This is a genomic window from Desulfoluna sp. CYM3A (assembly GCF_056829965.1).
This window is the reverse complement of the sequence record NZ_CP186556.1, coordinates 4,851,297-4,867,041: the sequence shown is the minus strand read 5'-3', so window position 1 is coordinate 4,867,041 and position 15,745 is coordinate 4,851,297. Positions and strand designations below refer to the sequence as shown.

The window sequence follows — 15,745 nt, the reverse complement described above, 5'->3', positions numbered from 1 at the left end:
GCGCCTGTTCCCATGCGGATACAGGCAGCGACGACGTGGGGCATGAAGCCCCGTTTTATCTTTTCTTAACGGCAGTGTGACACTGGCATGAAGTGAGGCAACAATGGCAGAAATGATGAGTTTGCGTAAGATGAAGGTGGATCAGAAAGGCGTGATCCGCATGGTGACCGGCGAAGGAGAACTGGGCCGGAGGATCCGTGACATGGGCATCGTTCCCAACACCGAATTTACGGTGGTGGGCAAGGCCCCCCTCAAAGACCCCGTGGCCATCCGGCTCAGGGATTTTACCCTGACCCTCCGGAACAGCGAAGCGGATTTTATTTTTGTGGACGCCCTTGAAGCGTAGCACCGGCAGCCCTGCACAAGGCGCTCCGTCTGATGTAATCAAGGGGCGGCCTGGGCGCATGACATGGACATCTTACAGCAGGTAAGCAGAATTATCATGGACAAGCATTTGACGCTGGCACTGGCCGGCAACCCGAACTCCGGGAAGACCACCATGTACAACTCCCTCACCGGCGCGCGCCAGAGGGTTGGCAACTATCCGGGCATCACCGTGGAACATCGCGAAGGAGATGCCCGCCATAACGGTCACGAACTCACCATCGTGGACCTTCCCGGCACCTATTCCCTCACCGCCTACACCCCCGAGGAGCTCGTGGCCCGGGACTACATTGTGGAGCGTCGTCCCCACGCCGTGGTGAACATCCTTGACGCCACCAGCCTGGAACGAAATCTTTACTTAAGCCTTCAGTTTATGGAACTCGGGGTCCCTGTGGTCCTGGCCCTCAACATGATGGACTCGGTGCGAAAGCAGGGCAAAGAGATCGACACGGCCCTTCTTTCACAGCGCCTCGGCCTTCCCGTTGTGGAGACCGTGGCCCGCACGGGCGACGGAAAAGACCAGCTCATGGAAGAGGCCATCCGCTTTGCCGAAGAGAAGCAGGGCCAGTGGGCTCCCCTTGCCATCTCCTACGGACCGGACCTCGACCCTGTCATCGACGAGATGGTGGCCGTGGTGGAAAAAAACGCCTTTTTAGCCAAGCGCGCACCGGCCCGCTGGGTAGCCATCAAGTATCTGGAGAACGACGAGCAGGTGATCAAGATGGGGGAGAGAAAAGACCCCGAGACCGCCGCTGTCCTTACCAAGATGTCTGAATCCGTGGCCCGGCACTGCCGCTCCACCTTAAAAATCAGCCCCGAATCCCTCATTGCCGACTACCGGTACGGCTACATCGCCGCCCTGATGAAAGAGGGCGTGGTCCGTGCGGTACGTCCCCAGGCGCGCCTCCAGTTTTCCGACCAGCTGGACAAGGTCCTGACCCAGCAGTTCATGGGGCCGGCCATCATGGTGGCCATTCTCTACGCCATTTTTTATGCCACCTTCACCCTGGGCGAGATCCCCATGGGCTGGGTGGAGACCTTTTTCGCCTGGCTCTCGGATGCGGCCACGGCTGTCCTGCCCGAGGGCTTGCTTCAATCCCTTGTGGTGGACGGCATCATCGGCGGCGTGGGTGGCGTCCTGGGCTTTGTGCCCCTGATCATGGTCATGTTCATGATGATCGCCTTCCTTGAAGACTCCGGTTACATGGCCCGCATGGCCTATATGATGGACCGCGTCATGCGTGCCTTCGGCCTGCACGGGTCTTCGGTCATGCCCTTTATCGTCTCCGGCGGTATCGCAGGCGGCTGCGCCGTGCCCGGCGTCATGGCCACCCGGACCTTGAGAAGCCCCAAAGAGAAGCTCGCCACCGTGCTCACAGCTCCCTTTATGAGCTGCGGCGCCAAGGTACCCGTCATCATTCTTGTGGCAGCCGCCTTTTTCGAGAACTCCGCCTCGGTGATGTTCTGGACGGTCCTCGGCGGATGGGCCGCAGCCCTGGTGGTGGCCAAGCTCCTGCGATCCACGGTGATCAAGGGCGAGTCCACTCCCTTTGTCATGGAGCTGCCTCCCTACCGCATGCCCACCCTGAAAGGGCTTCTCATCCACACCTGGGAGCGTGCCTGGTCCTACATCAAGAAGGCCGGTACCGTGATCCTGGGGATCTCCATCCTCATCTGGGCCATGATGACCTTCCCCGGACTGCCTGAAAGCGAGACAGCTCAGTACGCGTCTCAGCGCACGGTGGCAGAATCCACCCTGAGCGCCGACGCCCTTGAGGCTCGCCTCGCCGAGATCGACAACAGCGAGTCCCAGCACGCCCTCAAGCACTCCGTGGCAGGCAAGATCGGCACCGGCATGGAGTCCCTCACCCAGCTCGCAGGGTTTGACTGGCGAACCAACATCGCCCTGCTGGGCGGCTTTGCCGCCAAGGAGGTCATCGTCTCCACCCTGGGTACTGCCTACTCCCTGGGCGAGGTGGACGCCGAAGAGGCAGAAGGGCTCTCCACGCGACTGGCCGCCGACCCCACCTGGAGCGTGGCAACCGCCGTGGCCCTCCTGGTCTTTGTGATGCTCTACGCACCCTGCTTTGTCACGGTGGTGGTCATCGCACGGGAGACCTCCTGGAAATGGGCCACCTTCAGCGTGGTCTTCAACACAGGCTTTGCCTTTGTGCTCTCGGTGATGGCCTACCAGGTCACCCGGGCCATCATGGGCGGCTAAGGCTGAAAAAAAAATAAAAGCACAAAAAACAGCCTCCGGCGGCAAGGTGTGCCACCTTGAAAGCAAATTACCGCCGGGCTTTGTCCCTCGTTCCTCGGGTCAAATCCCAGCGGTATTCTGGCGAACCATTGTGTGATTATTTATTTCCGACAGCCTGAGCTGGCAAGCGTTCCAGCTTACGCTGAAAGGCCGCATGCAAGATCCGTGGCCTGTGATACCTGAATTTCCTTGATTGATTGAGATGCCGTTGTGATGTGCCCATGGGTGAATCGCAGCGGCTTTTTTTTTGGGGGCGTAACGCCCTCTCCTGATAAGTTTTTACGGGCAAAGCCCGTCAGCACATTGGACGAACCCGAGGCATGAGGGTTCGGAGCATGTGCGAACCTTGGGTGCAGGGGATTTATCCCCTGCCCGCCGGAGGCATCGCTTGAAAAGGTGCCCATCCGACTGTAAAATGCCCCCATGAATATGAAACTCTTTGATACCCATGCCCATCTTCAGGATCCCCGTGTGGCAGGGGATATGGACGCCATGATGGCCCGGGCCCGTTCCGTTGGGGTTGCCCGCGTCCTCTCCTGCGGTACCCGGGAAGAGGACTGGGGGGCGCTGGGCGGCTCGCCGGGCGTGCACACCCGAGATCCTTCCTGCCACGGGTGCATCCCCTGAGTTCATCGAGAACCTCTCCCGGACTGGAACCAATGTGTTAGCCAGGCAGCGCATGACAGACGATGCGGCCGCCGTGGGGGAGATCGGCCTTGATTTTGCCGTGGACGGCCTGGACCGGGGCAAGCAGGAGGCGGTGTTTCTCTCCCAGCTCAGGCTGGCCAAGGCCCTGAAGCGGCCTGTCTCCATGCATTGCCGCAAGGCCTGGGGCCGCCTGGTGGAGCTCCTCAAACAGGAGGGGCTCGCCCACGGCGGCGCCATCCATGCCTTCTCCGGCTCCGTGGAGATGGTTCGCGAGTGCCTGCGCCTCGGCGCCTTTTTCTCTTTTTCCGGCTCCATCACCCGCCCGGCCAACCACAAAGCCAAAAAAGCAGCGGCTGCCGTGCCGGACCATTGCCTCCTCATCGAGACGGACAGCCCGGACATGCTCCCGGCAGAGGTCCCCGGGCCTTTGAATGAGCCCGCCCATGTGATACACGTCGTGAACACACTGGCCGCCGTACGCGAAACCACCCCTGACGAGATCGCTCAAACCACCTGGGAGAATGCGGTGCGGTTGTTTGGAGACGGATGAAAGCGTATCGTCTATGGTGAAAACCATTTGCAAAAGCATGCCTCCGGCGGCGAGGTGGAGCCACCTCGGAAGCATATTGCCCTTGCGCTTTGCCCCTCGTTCCTCGGGCCAAAGCGCAAGGGCCTTCGGCTCGGGCTTCGCCCGACATAATCGCTGATGGTTTATGCCGGCTGCTTTACAAGCATCGAAGTCACAGGATACGCAGCCATAGTTTGCTTGTTATCAGGTTTAACCGCATTGCTTTCGATGTAGAGCCTTGACGGATCGAAAGCTTGCAGCGAGACAACATCCAAGAAAGAGTTGCGCAAAGGGTTGAGACCGAGAAGCGAGGTCTCAATCCTTTGCGTCAGCGGAACGTTTTTTGCGGAGCTTTTTTTTAAAAAAGCGACCCGCCGGAGGCATCTACAAACATGACGACACCAACGCGCCATGCGCGAACAGAGCAGCTTCTCGGGCGAGATGGGCTGGATAGATTGCGGGAAGCCCACGTAACCATCTGCGGGCTGGGGGCGGTGGGCTCCTTTGCGGCCGAGGCTCTGGCACGGGCAGGGGTGGGGAAGCTGACCCTCGTGGACTACGACGTGGTGAGCGAGAGCAACATCAACCGCCAGCTCTACGCCCTCTCCTCCACGGTGGGCATGAAAAAATCGGCCGTGGCCGAGGCGCGCATCAAGGACATCAACCCGGAGTGCGAGGTGACGGTCTTTGACTGCTTCATCAACGAAGAGACCACGGACATCATCCTAGAGCGCCCCATGGACGTGGTGGTGGACGCCATCGACAGCCTCTCCTCCAAGGTGTTTCTCATCATCAACGCCAAAGAGCGCAACATCCCCATCGTGGCCAGCATGGGGGCCGCAGGAAAGCTCGACGCCAATCTCATCACCTCCGGCGATATCTCCGAGACCCGCATCTGTCCCCTGGCCAAGAGCGTGCGCCGACGCCTCCACAAAAAAGGGGTGTTTGACGGCGTCCGCTGCGTCTACTCCACCGAACCCGCCCGCAAGAACCCGTCCACCACCAGCGAAGAACCCACCGACGACGGCCAGCGCATCGCCCCGGTCCTCGGTAGCATCTCCTATCTGACCGCCATTTTTGGCCTCAAAGCCGCCGGAGAAGCCATTGGAGTTATTCTGGATGGACAAGGTGCATAACTTCGGGGCTCCTGCACCTTGCTTCGTTTAAATAAGCCTCCGGCGGGTCGCTTTTTTGAAAAAAAGCTCCGCAAAAAACTTTTCTAATGTACGAAGCAGGCAACATTCTTTCGGCGGAGCCTGGAAGGCTTGCTTAAGAGCTGTTTGTCAAACTTTTTAAAAGTTTGGCCCCCGGCAGGGCCGCCGGAGGCTTGCTTGGTCTGAATGATACAAAAAAGCCCTCAGCCGATCTGTGGAGATCAGCTGAGGGCTTTTGTCATAGGGGGGCATGGTCACATCCCGGATCCATGCGGCAGTGGGCTACACGCCTACAATTTTTCCAGGAACCTCACCAGGTGGCGATGGAAGGTTTCGGTCTGGTTGAGGTATGTGGGGTGGCCGCCTTCGGGGAGGATCACCACTTCGCTGTCGGCCAGGACGCTGTCCAGGATGTGGGCGTTTTCCACGGGGACGATGGGGTCGTTGTCGCCCCAGATGATGAGGAAGGGCAGGGAGGTGCCCTTGAGGGCGCCGGCGTTTTCGGGGATGCCCAGGGGCGCGGGCTTACCACGGCGGAAAAATCCGAGGGGTGCTCGGAGATGACGGGCAGGGCGTACTCGCCGCTGAAAGAGGGGGCCACGATGATGGGGGCGGTGACGCCCAGGGCCTCAATGATCAGGGGGAGGACCTGCTCCTTTGCGATGTCGGCGGCAGGGGACTGGCCGTAGCCGGGCAGGTCCACGGCGATGGCGTCAAAGCCTTTGTCTGCGAGCAGATCAAGGGTACCCAGCTCTTCCCAGTTAAGGGATGAAAAGCGCATCCCGTGGAGGAAGATCACGCTTTGTTTGTTTCCTTCGCCGCTCCTGCGAAGAAAGATATCGGTTTCCTGGATACGAATGGTCTGATGGTTGGGCATGGGTCACATCTCCTCATGGTTCTGATGTTTAAATAAGCCGGTGTGCCTGTGAGGCGGCTGCATGGATGATGTCGCTATTCTGATATATCAGATATCAGAATAGTGTGGAAGCAGACTTTTTTCAAGGGGGGCTGGCCGAAGGGGCCTCACCTTTCCCCAATTCATGGGGTGGTCGCGCGGAACCCTTTTGTATGATGGCATATGTGGTGTCTGTCATCTCGTGTGTTCTCATCAAAGCATCATCACAATGTTCAGAAAACCACGAAATCGGCGAAAAACCAAGGACAAAAAGCGGGGCGGTTGCATCCTTTTAGTGGGGGGGATATAGATGGCTAAGAGCTGACGCTAAGGCGAAAGGCTAAGGGCAAAAGGCGAAGGGCTAAAGGAGGGAGGGTCCGGTGGCTTTAGATTTTGTCGTTTCATTTTTTAACCCCACGATGTGACACAGGCGGTGGTATGGATGGGTACAGGGTTCCGGTGGGAAGGCACCGGGTGGAAGAGAAGATCGGGGGAAGCCTGTTTATCGCAACGGCCGAGAGGGTCTCGTCCGCGGAGGAGGCAAAGGGGTTTGTGGATGCCATGAAGCGGGAGTTTCGGGACGCCACCCACAACTGCCACGCCTTTGTGGGGGCGAGGTCGCCGGGCTCCTCGGTTTCGGGCATGGGAGACGACGGAGAGCCCCGGGGCACGGCGGGCCCGCCCATGCATCAGGTGTTGCTCCATTGCGGTATCGGTGAGATTGCCGTGGTGGTGACCCGGTATTACGGAGGCACCAAGCTGGGCACGGGCGGGCTGGTGCGGGCATACGGCGGCATGGTAAAAAGGTGTCTGAAGGAGATCCCCACCACTTTTTTCGCCACCTCTAAGCCGGTGGCCCTGACCGTGGCCTACGCAGACCTTTCGGCGGTGAAGCGCGAGGTGGAGGCCCACGGCGGCGAGGTCCTCAGCGAGTCGTTCACGGCGGTGGTGGGGCTGTCGGTGAGGCTTCCCGAGGATGCGAAGGCTGTTTTTTTAGAGCGTGTGTCACGCATGGCAACCATGACGGAGGAATAGATGGCGGTGGATGATTACATCCGGGGCATGACCGGGCACGAGGTGTTCTCGCACCATATTGCGGCCCACAAGGTCATCCCGGGGCGCGAGGCCTCCCTTGGGGAGCTGGACCCGCCGTTGCCAGGCGCCCTTGCGGCGGCGGTCAACGGGATGGGCGTGGAGCGCCTGTACAGCCACCAGGTGGCGGCCATCGACGCCATCAGGCGGGGGGAGCACACGGTGGTGGCCACGCCCACGGCCAGCGGCAAGAGCCTCATTTACAACCTTCCGGTGATGGAGGCGGTCCTCACCCAGCCAGACACCCACGCCCTCTACCTTTTCCCGCTTAAAGCCCTGGCCCAGGACCAGCTCAAGGGCCTTGAGCGCCTCACCTCGGCGGTGTTTGCCGCAGACCCTGTGACGGCGGCCATTTATGACGGGGACACCCCGCCCCATGCCCGCAAGAAGATCCGCACCCGCCCGCCCCATGTCCTCATGACCAACCCGGAGATGCTCCATCTCTCCATCCTTCCCTACCATGCCTCCTGGGCCACCTTTCTTCGGGGCCTGCGGTTTGTGGTGGTGGACGAGGTCCATACCTTAAAAGGTGTGATGGGCTCCCACATGGCCTGGGTGTTCCGGCGCCTCAAGCGGATCTGCCGGTATTACGGCTCGGACCCCTGTTTTGTTTTTTCTTCGGCCACCATCGGCAATCCGGCGGAGCACGCCTCAAGCCTTGCCGATGTGGAGGTGTCGGCCATCACCCAAAGCGGGTCCCCTGCCTCCACCAAGCACTTTATCCTTCTCAACACCCCGGAAGGGGCCTCCCAGGCGGCCATCAAGCTGATTCATTCGGCCATGCACCGGGAACTCCGCACCATTGTCTACTGCCAGTCCCGGAAGATGACCGAGCTCATTGCCATGTGGGCGGCCTCCAAAAAAGCGGATTTCGGGGAGAAAATCACGGCCTACCGGTCTGGCTTTCTGCCGGAGGAGCGCCGGGAGATCGAGCGGAAGATGACCGAAGGGGAGCTTTTGACGGTTGTCTCCACCAGCGCCCTGGAGCTGGGCATCGACATCGGCGGCCTGGACCTGTGCATCCTTGTGGGCTACCCCGGAAGCATTATGGCCACCTGGCAGCGGGCCGGGCGCGTGGGACGAAGCGGTCGCGATTCCCGGGATGCTCTGATTGCCCCAGGATCTGGACGAGTACATGATGACCCACCCGGACCTTTTTTCTCCGACGGACCCTGGAAAAGGCGGTGAACCCGGCCAACGAGGTGCTCATGGCCAAGCACCTGGACTGTGCGGCTGCTGAGCTTCCCTTGAGGCGCGGCGAACCCTTGTGTCGCCAGGAGGCCGTTGCCGACAAGCTTTCCCGCATGGAGGCCTTCGGGTCCCTTTTGGCCAGCGCGGACGGGGACCTTCTCTTTTCCCACCGGAAGTTTCCTCAGCGGTCCGTGGCGCTTCGGGGCACGGGGGATACCTTCGACATTGTCGATGCCGAGAGCCGTGAGCTCATCGGCAGCGTGGACGGGCACCGGGCCGTGCGGGAAACCTACCCCGGGGCGGTGTACATCCACCGGGGGGACTCCTACGTGGTGACGGAGCTGGATCTGGATAAGCGAACGGCCGTGGCCCAGAAGCAGCGCGTCCACTATTTCACCCGCATCCGCAGCCACAAGGCCACGGAGATCCTTGAAGTGAGCAACCGCAAGCCCCTGGGCAACGCCTGGGTGGGCGTGGGCAAGCTGAAAGTCACCGAGACCATCACCGGTTACGAAAAACGGCTGGTGAAGGGCCAGCGGCTCCTCACCGTGATTCCCCTGGATCTGCCCCCCCAGGTGTTCGAGACCGAGGGGCTCTGGCTGGAGGTGCCCGAGGCCGTGCGGGTGGACATGGAAAAAGAGCAGCGCCATTTCATGGGAGGCATCCATGCTGTGGAGCATGCCGCCATCGGGATTTTGCCCCTGTTTGCCATGGCAGACAGAAACGACATCGGAGGCATCTCCATTCCCCACCACCCCCAGCTTGGAAAGGGCGCGGTTTTTATCTACGACGGCTTTCCCGGGGGCATCGGCATCTGTGCCGGGGTGTTCGGCCAGGCCGAAGCCCTCTTTGACAGGACCCTGTCGGTGATCCGGGACTGCCCCTGTGAGACCGGCTGCCCGGCGTGTGTCCATTCGCCCAAGTGCGGCTCCGGGAACCGGCCCATCGACAAGGAAGCCTCCCGGGTGCTCCTTGAAAAGCTTCAAACACCCCTTGCTCCGGCCCTTCTCTCCGGGGAGCCTGTCCCTCGGTTCCCCGCACCCAAACCCGAGGACGCAAGGGGCAAGCCCCCGATTCCGAAGCGCTACGCCGTGCTGGACGTGGAGACAAGGCGGTCCGCCGAAGAGGTTGGCGGCTGGGGCCGCGCCCGGTTCATGGGGGTGAGCGTGGCCGTGCTCTACGATTCCAAGACCGATGCCTACACCGCCTGGACCGAGGATCAAATCCCGGAGATGGCCCGGCTCTTGAAGAAGATGGACCTGGTGGTGGGCTTCAACATCCGCCGGTTCGACTACGATGTGCTTTCGGGTGTGTGCGGCGCCGATTTTCACAGGCTCCCCACCCTGGACATGCTCGACGAGGTGCACAAGCGCCTCGGGTATCGCCTCTCCCTGGACCATCTCTCCAGCCACACCCTGGGCGCTGAAAAGAGCGCCGACGGCCTGGCCGCCCTGGCCTGGTGGAAGGAGGGGCGCCTGGACCTCATCGAATCCTACTGCCAGAAAGACGTGGCCCTGACCCGCGATCTGTACCTTTACGGTCGCGATAAGGGGTACCTTCTCTTCCAGAACAAAGCCCGGACCCTGGTGCGCCTTCCTGTGGTCTGGTAAGTCAACTCCCGGACATTGCAAACAAATTGACGTTGCCTCGCGGCTGCGTGTATACTGGTTCAACACGCATCATTGTTGTTGATCGAACAACGTCTTTCCTCCTGTTGTCTCTTCCGGGGCATGGACATGTGAAGGGCGGCTGATGCCTGCCCTTTGTTTTTTCCTTCCCCGTCGACACCCATCGGACGGCTGCGTGCCCTCCGCGAAAAACGCTTCCCCGTGTGAGGCCGCTGAAAGCGGTATGGCCTGCAAAAGGACTCATCACACGGCGTTTTGTACGCGGTTGGCCATGTGCAGCCTGTTCCCTGTGACCTAAAATCCCCTGCGCCGGAGTTTCATACCCCATGAAGTTATGGCGTTACATTTTGTTCTGGGCCCTTCTGGTGGCCGCCCTTTCCGTGGGGCTCTGGTTCGGCGTGCATTTTCTGAAGGGAGAAATGCGTCATAAGGAGCGGGTGACCACCTTGCGAGGGTTTCGTGCAGAGCTCGGGGAGATGATTTCCCACCGCTGGGAGGTTATTGAAAGCCTGAGCACCGAGCCCATGCTCCGCGAGGTGCTCTCCGGTGGCCCCAGTGCTGAACTGGATCATCTGTTTGACATGCTGGCCCATGCCGAGCACGTGGCTCTTATCTACCTGATGAATAGCGAAGGGCTCACTGTGGCGAGTTCTGTCTACGACGGTGAGAAGAGGGTGACGGGGCTGAACTATCGGTTCCGTCCCTATTTCAAGTATGCCATGACCGGGCGGCGCATGGTGTACCCGGCCGTGGGGGTGACCACCCATCGGCGGGGGATTTACATGTCCATTCCTGTCTGGGACAGGGGCATGGACCCCGTGGGCGTTCTGGTGTTCAAACTGGACCTGGAGGCGGTGGATGCCCTGTTTCAGGAGGTCTCGTCCCCTGTGGTTCTTATGGACCCTTTTGGGGTGGTGTTTGCAAGCAACACGCCGGAGTGGCTCTTTCATGTTTCAGAGCCCCCTACGGAGGCGGAGAGTGCAGGCGTGGACCTGAAACGGCAGTTTGGGGGGCGGCCCCTGAAGCTTCTGGGGTGGGACCCGGGACAGCCCGAGGTGTTGGTGGGGGCTGAGCGGTATGAGGTTGTGTCCGAGGCCATACCTGCTTTTCGATGGACGGTGGTGGGGCTGTTCTCCGGCGATCCGTATCCGCCATTTCCCCCCGGCCAGTTGATGATGACCCGGGTCGGTTACCTGGCGGGGCTCTTGCTGGTGACCCTGGTGATCAGCCTTTGGGCCACGGTTCGCAGGCGCCAGCAGGCGGAGCTGGTGCTCATCAAACACCGGGAGACCCTGGAGGGCGTGGTGAACAGGCGGACCCTGCAGCTTGAGGTGGTCAACGACACCCTGGTGCGGGAGCTGGAGGAGAAACGGTTTGCGGAAGTCGTCGGCGAGAACGAGACATCGTTCAAGCGCGCCAACCGTATTGCCGGGCTGGGAAGCTGGGAGTGGTTCCTGACCGAGGACAGGGTGGTTCTCTCCGATGTGATGGTGGCCATCTACAGGGGCGAAGACAAAAGCGAAAGCAGCAGGATTGAGGGCCGGTTTGAGGAGGTCATACAACGCATGGTGCACCCGGAAGACTCGGAGATGGTGGTGCGGGCGGGGCGAAAGATGGCCGAGACAGGTAAGGGCGAGCCCCTGGAATACCGTATTGTCCGGGGCAACGGGGATATCCGCTGGATCCGGGCCGAGGTACCGGAGGTGAAGGAGTTTCGGCGATCCGGGGAGGTGGTTTCTCTCATCGGCACGGTGCAGGACATTACGGAGCGAAAGCTCAGCGAGAATTCCCTGCTGCGTTTCAAAGCGGCCATGGAGCAGTCCGTGGACGGCATTGCCGTGGCAGACCTGGAAGGGGTGGTGGAGTTTGTGAACCCCTCCTGGGCCAAGATGCACGGGTACCGTACCGAGGAGCTGGTGGGGGTGAACCTGGAGTCGTTTCATACCCGGAATCAGGCCGAAGGCCCCTTACGGGATTTTCTGAAAAAAGTGAGACGCTACGGCAGCTGCGAGGGGGAGATCGACCACGTGGCCCGCAACGGCCGGGAATTTCCCACCTGGATGAGCTCTTCCCTTATGGCGGATCATGAAAACAACCCCATCGGCATTGTCTGGATTTGCCGGGAGATCAGCACCCAGAAGCACGCCGAGGCGATCCTGAAGCGTGCCAAAGAGGAGGCCGAAGCCGCCACCCGGGCCAAGAGTGTTTTCCTGGCCAACATGAGCCACGAAATTCGCACTCCCATGAACGGGGTCATCGGCATGATCGATATCCTTTTGGACACCGGGCTGACTCCTGAGCAGAAGGAGTACGCCGAGTCGGTGAAGTCCAGTGCCGATGCCCTGTTGATTCTTATCAACGATATCCTCGACCTTTCCAAGATCGAGGCGGGCAAGCTGGACATTGAGGCCATCGATTTCAACCTGCGCCATGTGTTGGAGCCCCTCAGCGATGTCATGGCCATCAAGGCCGGGGAAAAGAGCATCGCCTTCGGTTGCCTGATCCAGGACAACGTCCCGGTGCATCTCAACGGGGATCCGGTGCGATTGCGGCAGATCCTCACCAACCTGGCCGGAAACGCCGTTAAGTTTGTGGAAAAGGGCAGCGTGATGATCCGGGTGGCCCTGAAAGAGAAGACGGGCAAGGGCGTAAGGCTCTTCTTCGAGGTGGCAGACACGGGCATCGGTATTGAGGAAGAGGCCCGCTCCAGGATCTTCGACTCCTTTTCACAAGGAGACGTTTCTACCACCAGGCGGTACGGGGGCACGGGGCTGGGGCTTTCCATCTCCCGGCAACTTACCCGTCTGATGAACGGCAACATCGGAGTGGAGAGCCGGCCGGGCCAGGGGACCACTTTCTGGTTCACCGCAGAGTTCGACATCCAAACAGAAGCGCGGGAAGAGTGGTTCCACTCCAGCGACGTCCTTGAGAACGCCCATCTCCTCGTGGTGGACGATAACGCCGTGAACCGGTGGGTCTTTCGGGAGTATGCCCGATCATGGGGAAGCCGGGTCACCGAGGCGGAGTCCGGGGAGAGCGCCCTGCTGATGGCGGAACAGGCACGCAAGGACGGAACGCCCTTTGATGCGGCCATCATCGACATGCAGATGCCGGGTATGGACGGGGCTTCTTTGGGCGGTGCTTCAAAGACGGGGAGACCACCCGCCCCTCCTTTGATGGCCACCTCCATCGGTCAGAAAGGGGACGCCGCGCACATGGCGGAACTGGGCTTTTCTGCCTGCCTGACCAAGCCGGTGAGGAAGAAAGACCTGTATGAGCGGTTGAATCAGGTCCTGCATCGTGGTGAGGCAGGGGACCAGAGCCCGGATCTTCGAGAGCGGGAGACAAAGGCCCGCGGTGTGTCGGTGGAAACCATGCCCGGGATTCCCGCCATCCACGTGCTGCTGGCCGAAGACAACCCCATGAACCAGCGGGTGGCCGTGAGCATGTTGAAGAAGCTGGGGCATACGGTGAAGGTGGTGAGCAACGGATTGGAGGCGGTGGACGCTTTCGGCAGTGAAGCCTTTGACCTGGTGCTCATGGACGGGCAGATGCCGGTGATGGACGGGCTGGAGGCGACCCTGGCCATTCGGCAGCTGGAGCAGGAGGCCCTGGAGATCCCGGAACCGGGGCACGGGCCTGTACCCATCATCGCGGTGACGGCCAACGCCATGGCCGGGGACCGGGAACGGTTTCTGGAGGCGGGCATGGACGAATACATCACCAAACCCATCAAGAAAAAAGAGCTCGAGGAGGTGATCGTCCGGGTCATGGGGGAACGGGAACAGCCATGATGGGGGGAAGGGGCGAGGGCGTGGATGAACACGGGGAAAAGTTGGGTGATGTGGCCGGAGATGCCTTCCGGTCGGGCCGGGCCCTGGACCGGGAGGAGATGGATGCCACCCTGGACCTGGTCCGGGCCATTTTGCCCAGGGACCCTGTCACCCGGGGGCACAGCCTGCGGGTGATGGATTATGCCCTGGCCCTGGCCCGGCGGGTCAAGCTGCCCCGTATCGTGTTTCCCCACCTGGTGTTCGGCAGCCTGCTCCACGATTGCGGCAAGGGCGGGGTTTCGGACCATATCCTGCAAAAGCCGGGCCCCCTGACCCCCGCGCAGATGCGCCTGATGGGCCTGCACTCCGAGCGGGGCCATGCCATCACCCGGTGTGTGGGGCCCCTGGAGACCGCCTCGCTTTTTATCCGCCAGCACCATGAGCGCTGGGACGGGCAGGGGTACCCCGACGGGCTGCGGGAGGAGGGGATACATATCTGCTCGCGGATCATCACCCTGGTGGACGTGTTTGATGCCTTGACCACCCATCGCCCCTACCGGAAACAGATGCCGGTCCAGGCGGCCCTGGGCGTTATGCGAAGCGGCCGGGGGAGCCGCTTTGACCCGGAGCTCACCGATACCTTCCTGGCCATGATACGCGAGAAAATGGTGCCTGTGAGCCGGGGGCGGACCACCTTGTTTCGTCCCTGGTTCACCCCTTCCCTGGTGGCGGGGGACGCCTCGGCCTCCCTTCGCCATGCCCTGGCGCGAAGCCTTTCACCCTGCCCTGTTCAGCTGACGGTGGTGGGCTCCGGCGAGGAGGTGTTCAACCAGATGGAGGACGGGCCTGTTGAGATGATCCTGCTTGGGGAGTCCCTCGGGGACATGACCGGGGCCGAGTGCCTGTGGCTCAGCAGGGAGTTTGCGCCCCGGGCTGTCCGGCTCATGCTCTGCCCCTTCAACCGGCTGGAGGCCCTGGTGGCCCATCGGGAGCAGGCCGGGATCTATCGTTTCGTGGTGGTACCGTGGCAGGAGCGGGCCTTTCGGGAGCTGGTGGAGGAGGCCCTGGTGTGGCGCCAGATCACTGCGGCGGTGAAGGGGGCGTGAGGCGGGGCGGGGACGCCGCGGTGCTTTGGAAGCCCGGGCATCCCCATTGCCGGTCAGGCGAGTTCAAAAAGGGGGGTGGAGAGATAGCGCTCCCCGGTGCTGGGGAGGATCACCACCATGCGCTTTCCCTTGGATTCCGGGCGCCGGGCCACGGCAAGGGCGGCATGGACGGCGGCTCCGGAAGAGATGCCGCAGAGGAGGCCCTCCTGCTTGGCCAGGAGCCGGGCCGTGGTAAAGGCCTCTTCCGAGGGCACGGTGACCACCTCGTCCACCACGGACAGGTCCAGGGCGCCCGGGACAAACCCGGCACCGATGCCCTGGATCTTGTGGGGGGCTGCATCGCCCCCCGAGAGGACGGGGGACTCGGCCGGTTCCACGGCAATGGCCTTGAAGTCGGGGTTGACGCGTTTCAACACCTGGCTGATGCCGGAGATGGTCCCGCCGGTGCCCACACCTGCCACGACCATGTCCACTTCGCCGTTTAAGGCATTCAGGATTTCGGGGGCCGTTGTCTTTCGGTGGATCTCCTGATTGGCAGGGTTTTCGAACTGGTTGGGCAAAAAGGCGTTGTCGCTTTTTTCCACGAGGTCTACGGCCGCATCAATGGAGCCTTTCATGCCCTTGTCCCCCGGCGTGAGGATCAGCTTGGCCCCGAAGTGGGTGAGGAGCTTGCGCCGCTCAACGCTCATGGTCTCCGGCATGGTGAGGCAGAGGCGCAGGCCGCGGCGGGCGCAGAGCATGGCCAGGGCGATGCCGGTGTTGCCGCTGGTGGGCTCCACGATGAGGGTCTCGTCATTGATGCGCCCGTCCCGGATTCCGGCCTCGATCATGGCAAAACCAAGGCGGTCCTTGACGCTCCCTCCGGGGTTGAAAAACTCCAGCTTGGCGTAGATCTCCACGGGCAAGCCTTCGGCCATGCGGTTGAGGCGAACCAGTGGGGTCCTGCCGATGGATTGGTCTACGGTTTTATATTTAAACATGAGGTCTCCTTTGATGTGCGTGTCGCTTTGGACCGTTACGGGCTAACACCGTTGCGGTTCGGGCAT

General features: G+C 61.4%; 11 protein-coding genes and 2 pseudogenes. 10 read left to right on the top strand and 3 right to left on the bottom strand.

The window, feature by feature from the left end; genetic code table 11:
* The first annotated feature begins 103 nt into the window (after nucleotides 1–103).
* The 5 genes from ACOYW1_RS24630 (at nucleotide 104) to ACOYW1_RS24610 (ending at nucleotide 4,996) form a co-directional block, all read left to right on the top strand.
* Nucleotides 104–346 (top strand): FeoA family protein, encoded by a 243-nt coding sequence (locus tag ACOYW1_RS24630; RefSeq protein ID WP_180142426.1) that lies wholly within the window; start codon nucleotides 104–106, stop codon nucleotides 344–346.
* Between the two features lie 96 nt (nucleotides 347–442).
* The gene (feoB, locus tag ACOYW1_RS24625; RefSeq protein WP_482420139.1) at nucleotides 443–2,605 is read left to right on the top strand and encodes a ferrous iron transport protein B; all 2,163 of its coding nucleotides are present in this window, start codon (nucleotides 443–445) and stop codon (nucleotides 2,603–2,605) included.
* Between the two features lie 462 nt (nucleotides 2,606–3,067).
* Nucleotides 3,068–3,271 carry a hypothetical protein gene (locus ACOYW1_RS24620; RefSeq protein ID WP_482423884.1) on the top strand — a complete coding sequence of 68 codons (204 nt, stop codon included), beginning with the start codon at nucleotides 3,068–3,070 and terminating at the stop codon, nucleotides 3,269–3,271.
* Nucleotides 3,243–3,842, top strand: coding sequence for a TatD family hydrolase (locus ACOYW1_RS24615; RefSeq protein ID WP_482423814.1), 600 nt, complete (start codon nucleotides 3,243–3,245; stop codon nucleotides 3,840–3,842). The genes ACOYW1_RS24620 and ACOYW1_RS24615 overlap by 29 nt, the downstream gene beginning before the upstream one ends.
* Before the next feature lie 410 nt (nucleotides 3,843–4,252).
* On the top strand, nucleotides 4,253–4,996 hold the full coding sequence (locus ACOYW1_RS24610) for a tRNA threonylcarbamoyladenosine dehydratase (RefSeq protein WP_482420138.1): 744 nt from the start codon (nucleotides 4,253–4,255) through the stop codon (nucleotides 4,994–4,996).
* 308 nt (nucleotides 4,997–5,304) lie between these two features.
* Here the strand turns inward: ACOYW1_RS24610 and ACOYW1_RS24605 are convergent.
* Together ACOYW1_RS24605 and ACOYW1_RS24600 are read right to left on the bottom strand one after the other, a co-directional pair.
* Nucleotides 5,305–5,538: pseudogene (locus ACOYW1_RS24605) on the bottom strand (alpha/beta fold hydrolase); the annotation flags it as partial.
* A pseudogene (locus ACOYW1_RS24600) lies at nucleotides 5,481–5,891 on the bottom strand (alpha/beta fold hydrolase); the annotation flags it as partial. The pseudogenes ACOYW1_RS24600 and ACOYW1_RS24605, both read right to left, overlap by 58 nt.
* A 456-nt stretch (nucleotides 5,892–6,347) precedes the next feature.
* Between ACOYW1_RS24600 and ACOYW1_RS24595 the strand changes: the two are divergent.
* The 5 genes from ACOYW1_RS24595 to ACOYW1_RS24575 all read left to right on the top strand — a co-directional run bounded on the left by ACOYW1_RS24595 (nucleotide 6,348) and on the right by ACOYW1_RS24575 (nucleotide 14,699).
* Complete coding sequence (locus tag ACOYW1_RS24595; RefSeq protein ID WP_482420137.1) at nucleotides 6,348–6,944, top strand: IMPACT family protein; 597 nt, start codon at nucleotides 6,348–6,350, stop codon at nucleotides 6,942–6,944.
* Nucleotides 6,945–8,189, top strand: coding sequence for a DEAD/DEAH box helicase (locus tag ACOYW1_RS24590; RefSeq protein ID WP_482420136.1), 1,245 nt, complete (start codon nucleotides 6,945–6,947; stop codon nucleotides 8,187–8,189). It begins immediately after the preceding gene.
* The gene (locus tag ACOYW1_RS24585; RefSeq protein WP_482420135.1) at nucleotides 8,186–9,802 is read left to right on the top strand and encodes a Zn-binding domain-containing protein; all 1,617 of its coding nucleotides are present in this window, start codon (nucleotides 8,186–8,188) and stop codon (nucleotides 9,800–9,802) included. The genes ACOYW1_RS24590 and ACOYW1_RS24585 overlap by 4 nt, the downstream gene beginning before the upstream one ends.
* Nucleotides 9,803–10,146: 344 nt before the next feature.
* Nucleotides 10,147–13,614: a response regulator gene (locus tag ACOYW1_RS24580; protein WP_482420134.1), complete on the top strand. Its 3,468-nt coding sequence runs from the start codon at nucleotides 10,147–10,149 to the stop codon at nucleotides 13,612–13,614.
* Nucleotides 13,611–14,699, top strand: a complete 1,089-nt coding sequence (locus ACOYW1_RS24575; RefSeq protein ID WP_482420133.1) for an HD domain-containing phosphohydrolase — start codon at nucleotides 13,611–13,613, stop codon at nucleotides 14,697–14,699. The genes ACOYW1_RS24580 and ACOYW1_RS24575 overlap by 4 nt, the downstream gene beginning before the upstream one ends.
* 53 nt (nucleotides 14,700–14,752) lie before the next feature.
* Here ACOYW1_RS24575 and cysK read toward each other — a convergent pair whose 3' ends face one another.
* Nucleotides 14,753–15,679 (bottom strand): cysteine synthase A, encoded by a 927-nt coding sequence (cysK, locus tag ACOYW1_RS24570; protein ID WP_482420132.1) that lies wholly within the window; start codon nucleotides 15,677–15,679, stop codon nucleotides 14,753–14,755.
* Nucleotides 15,680–15,745: the final 66 nt, after the last annotated feature.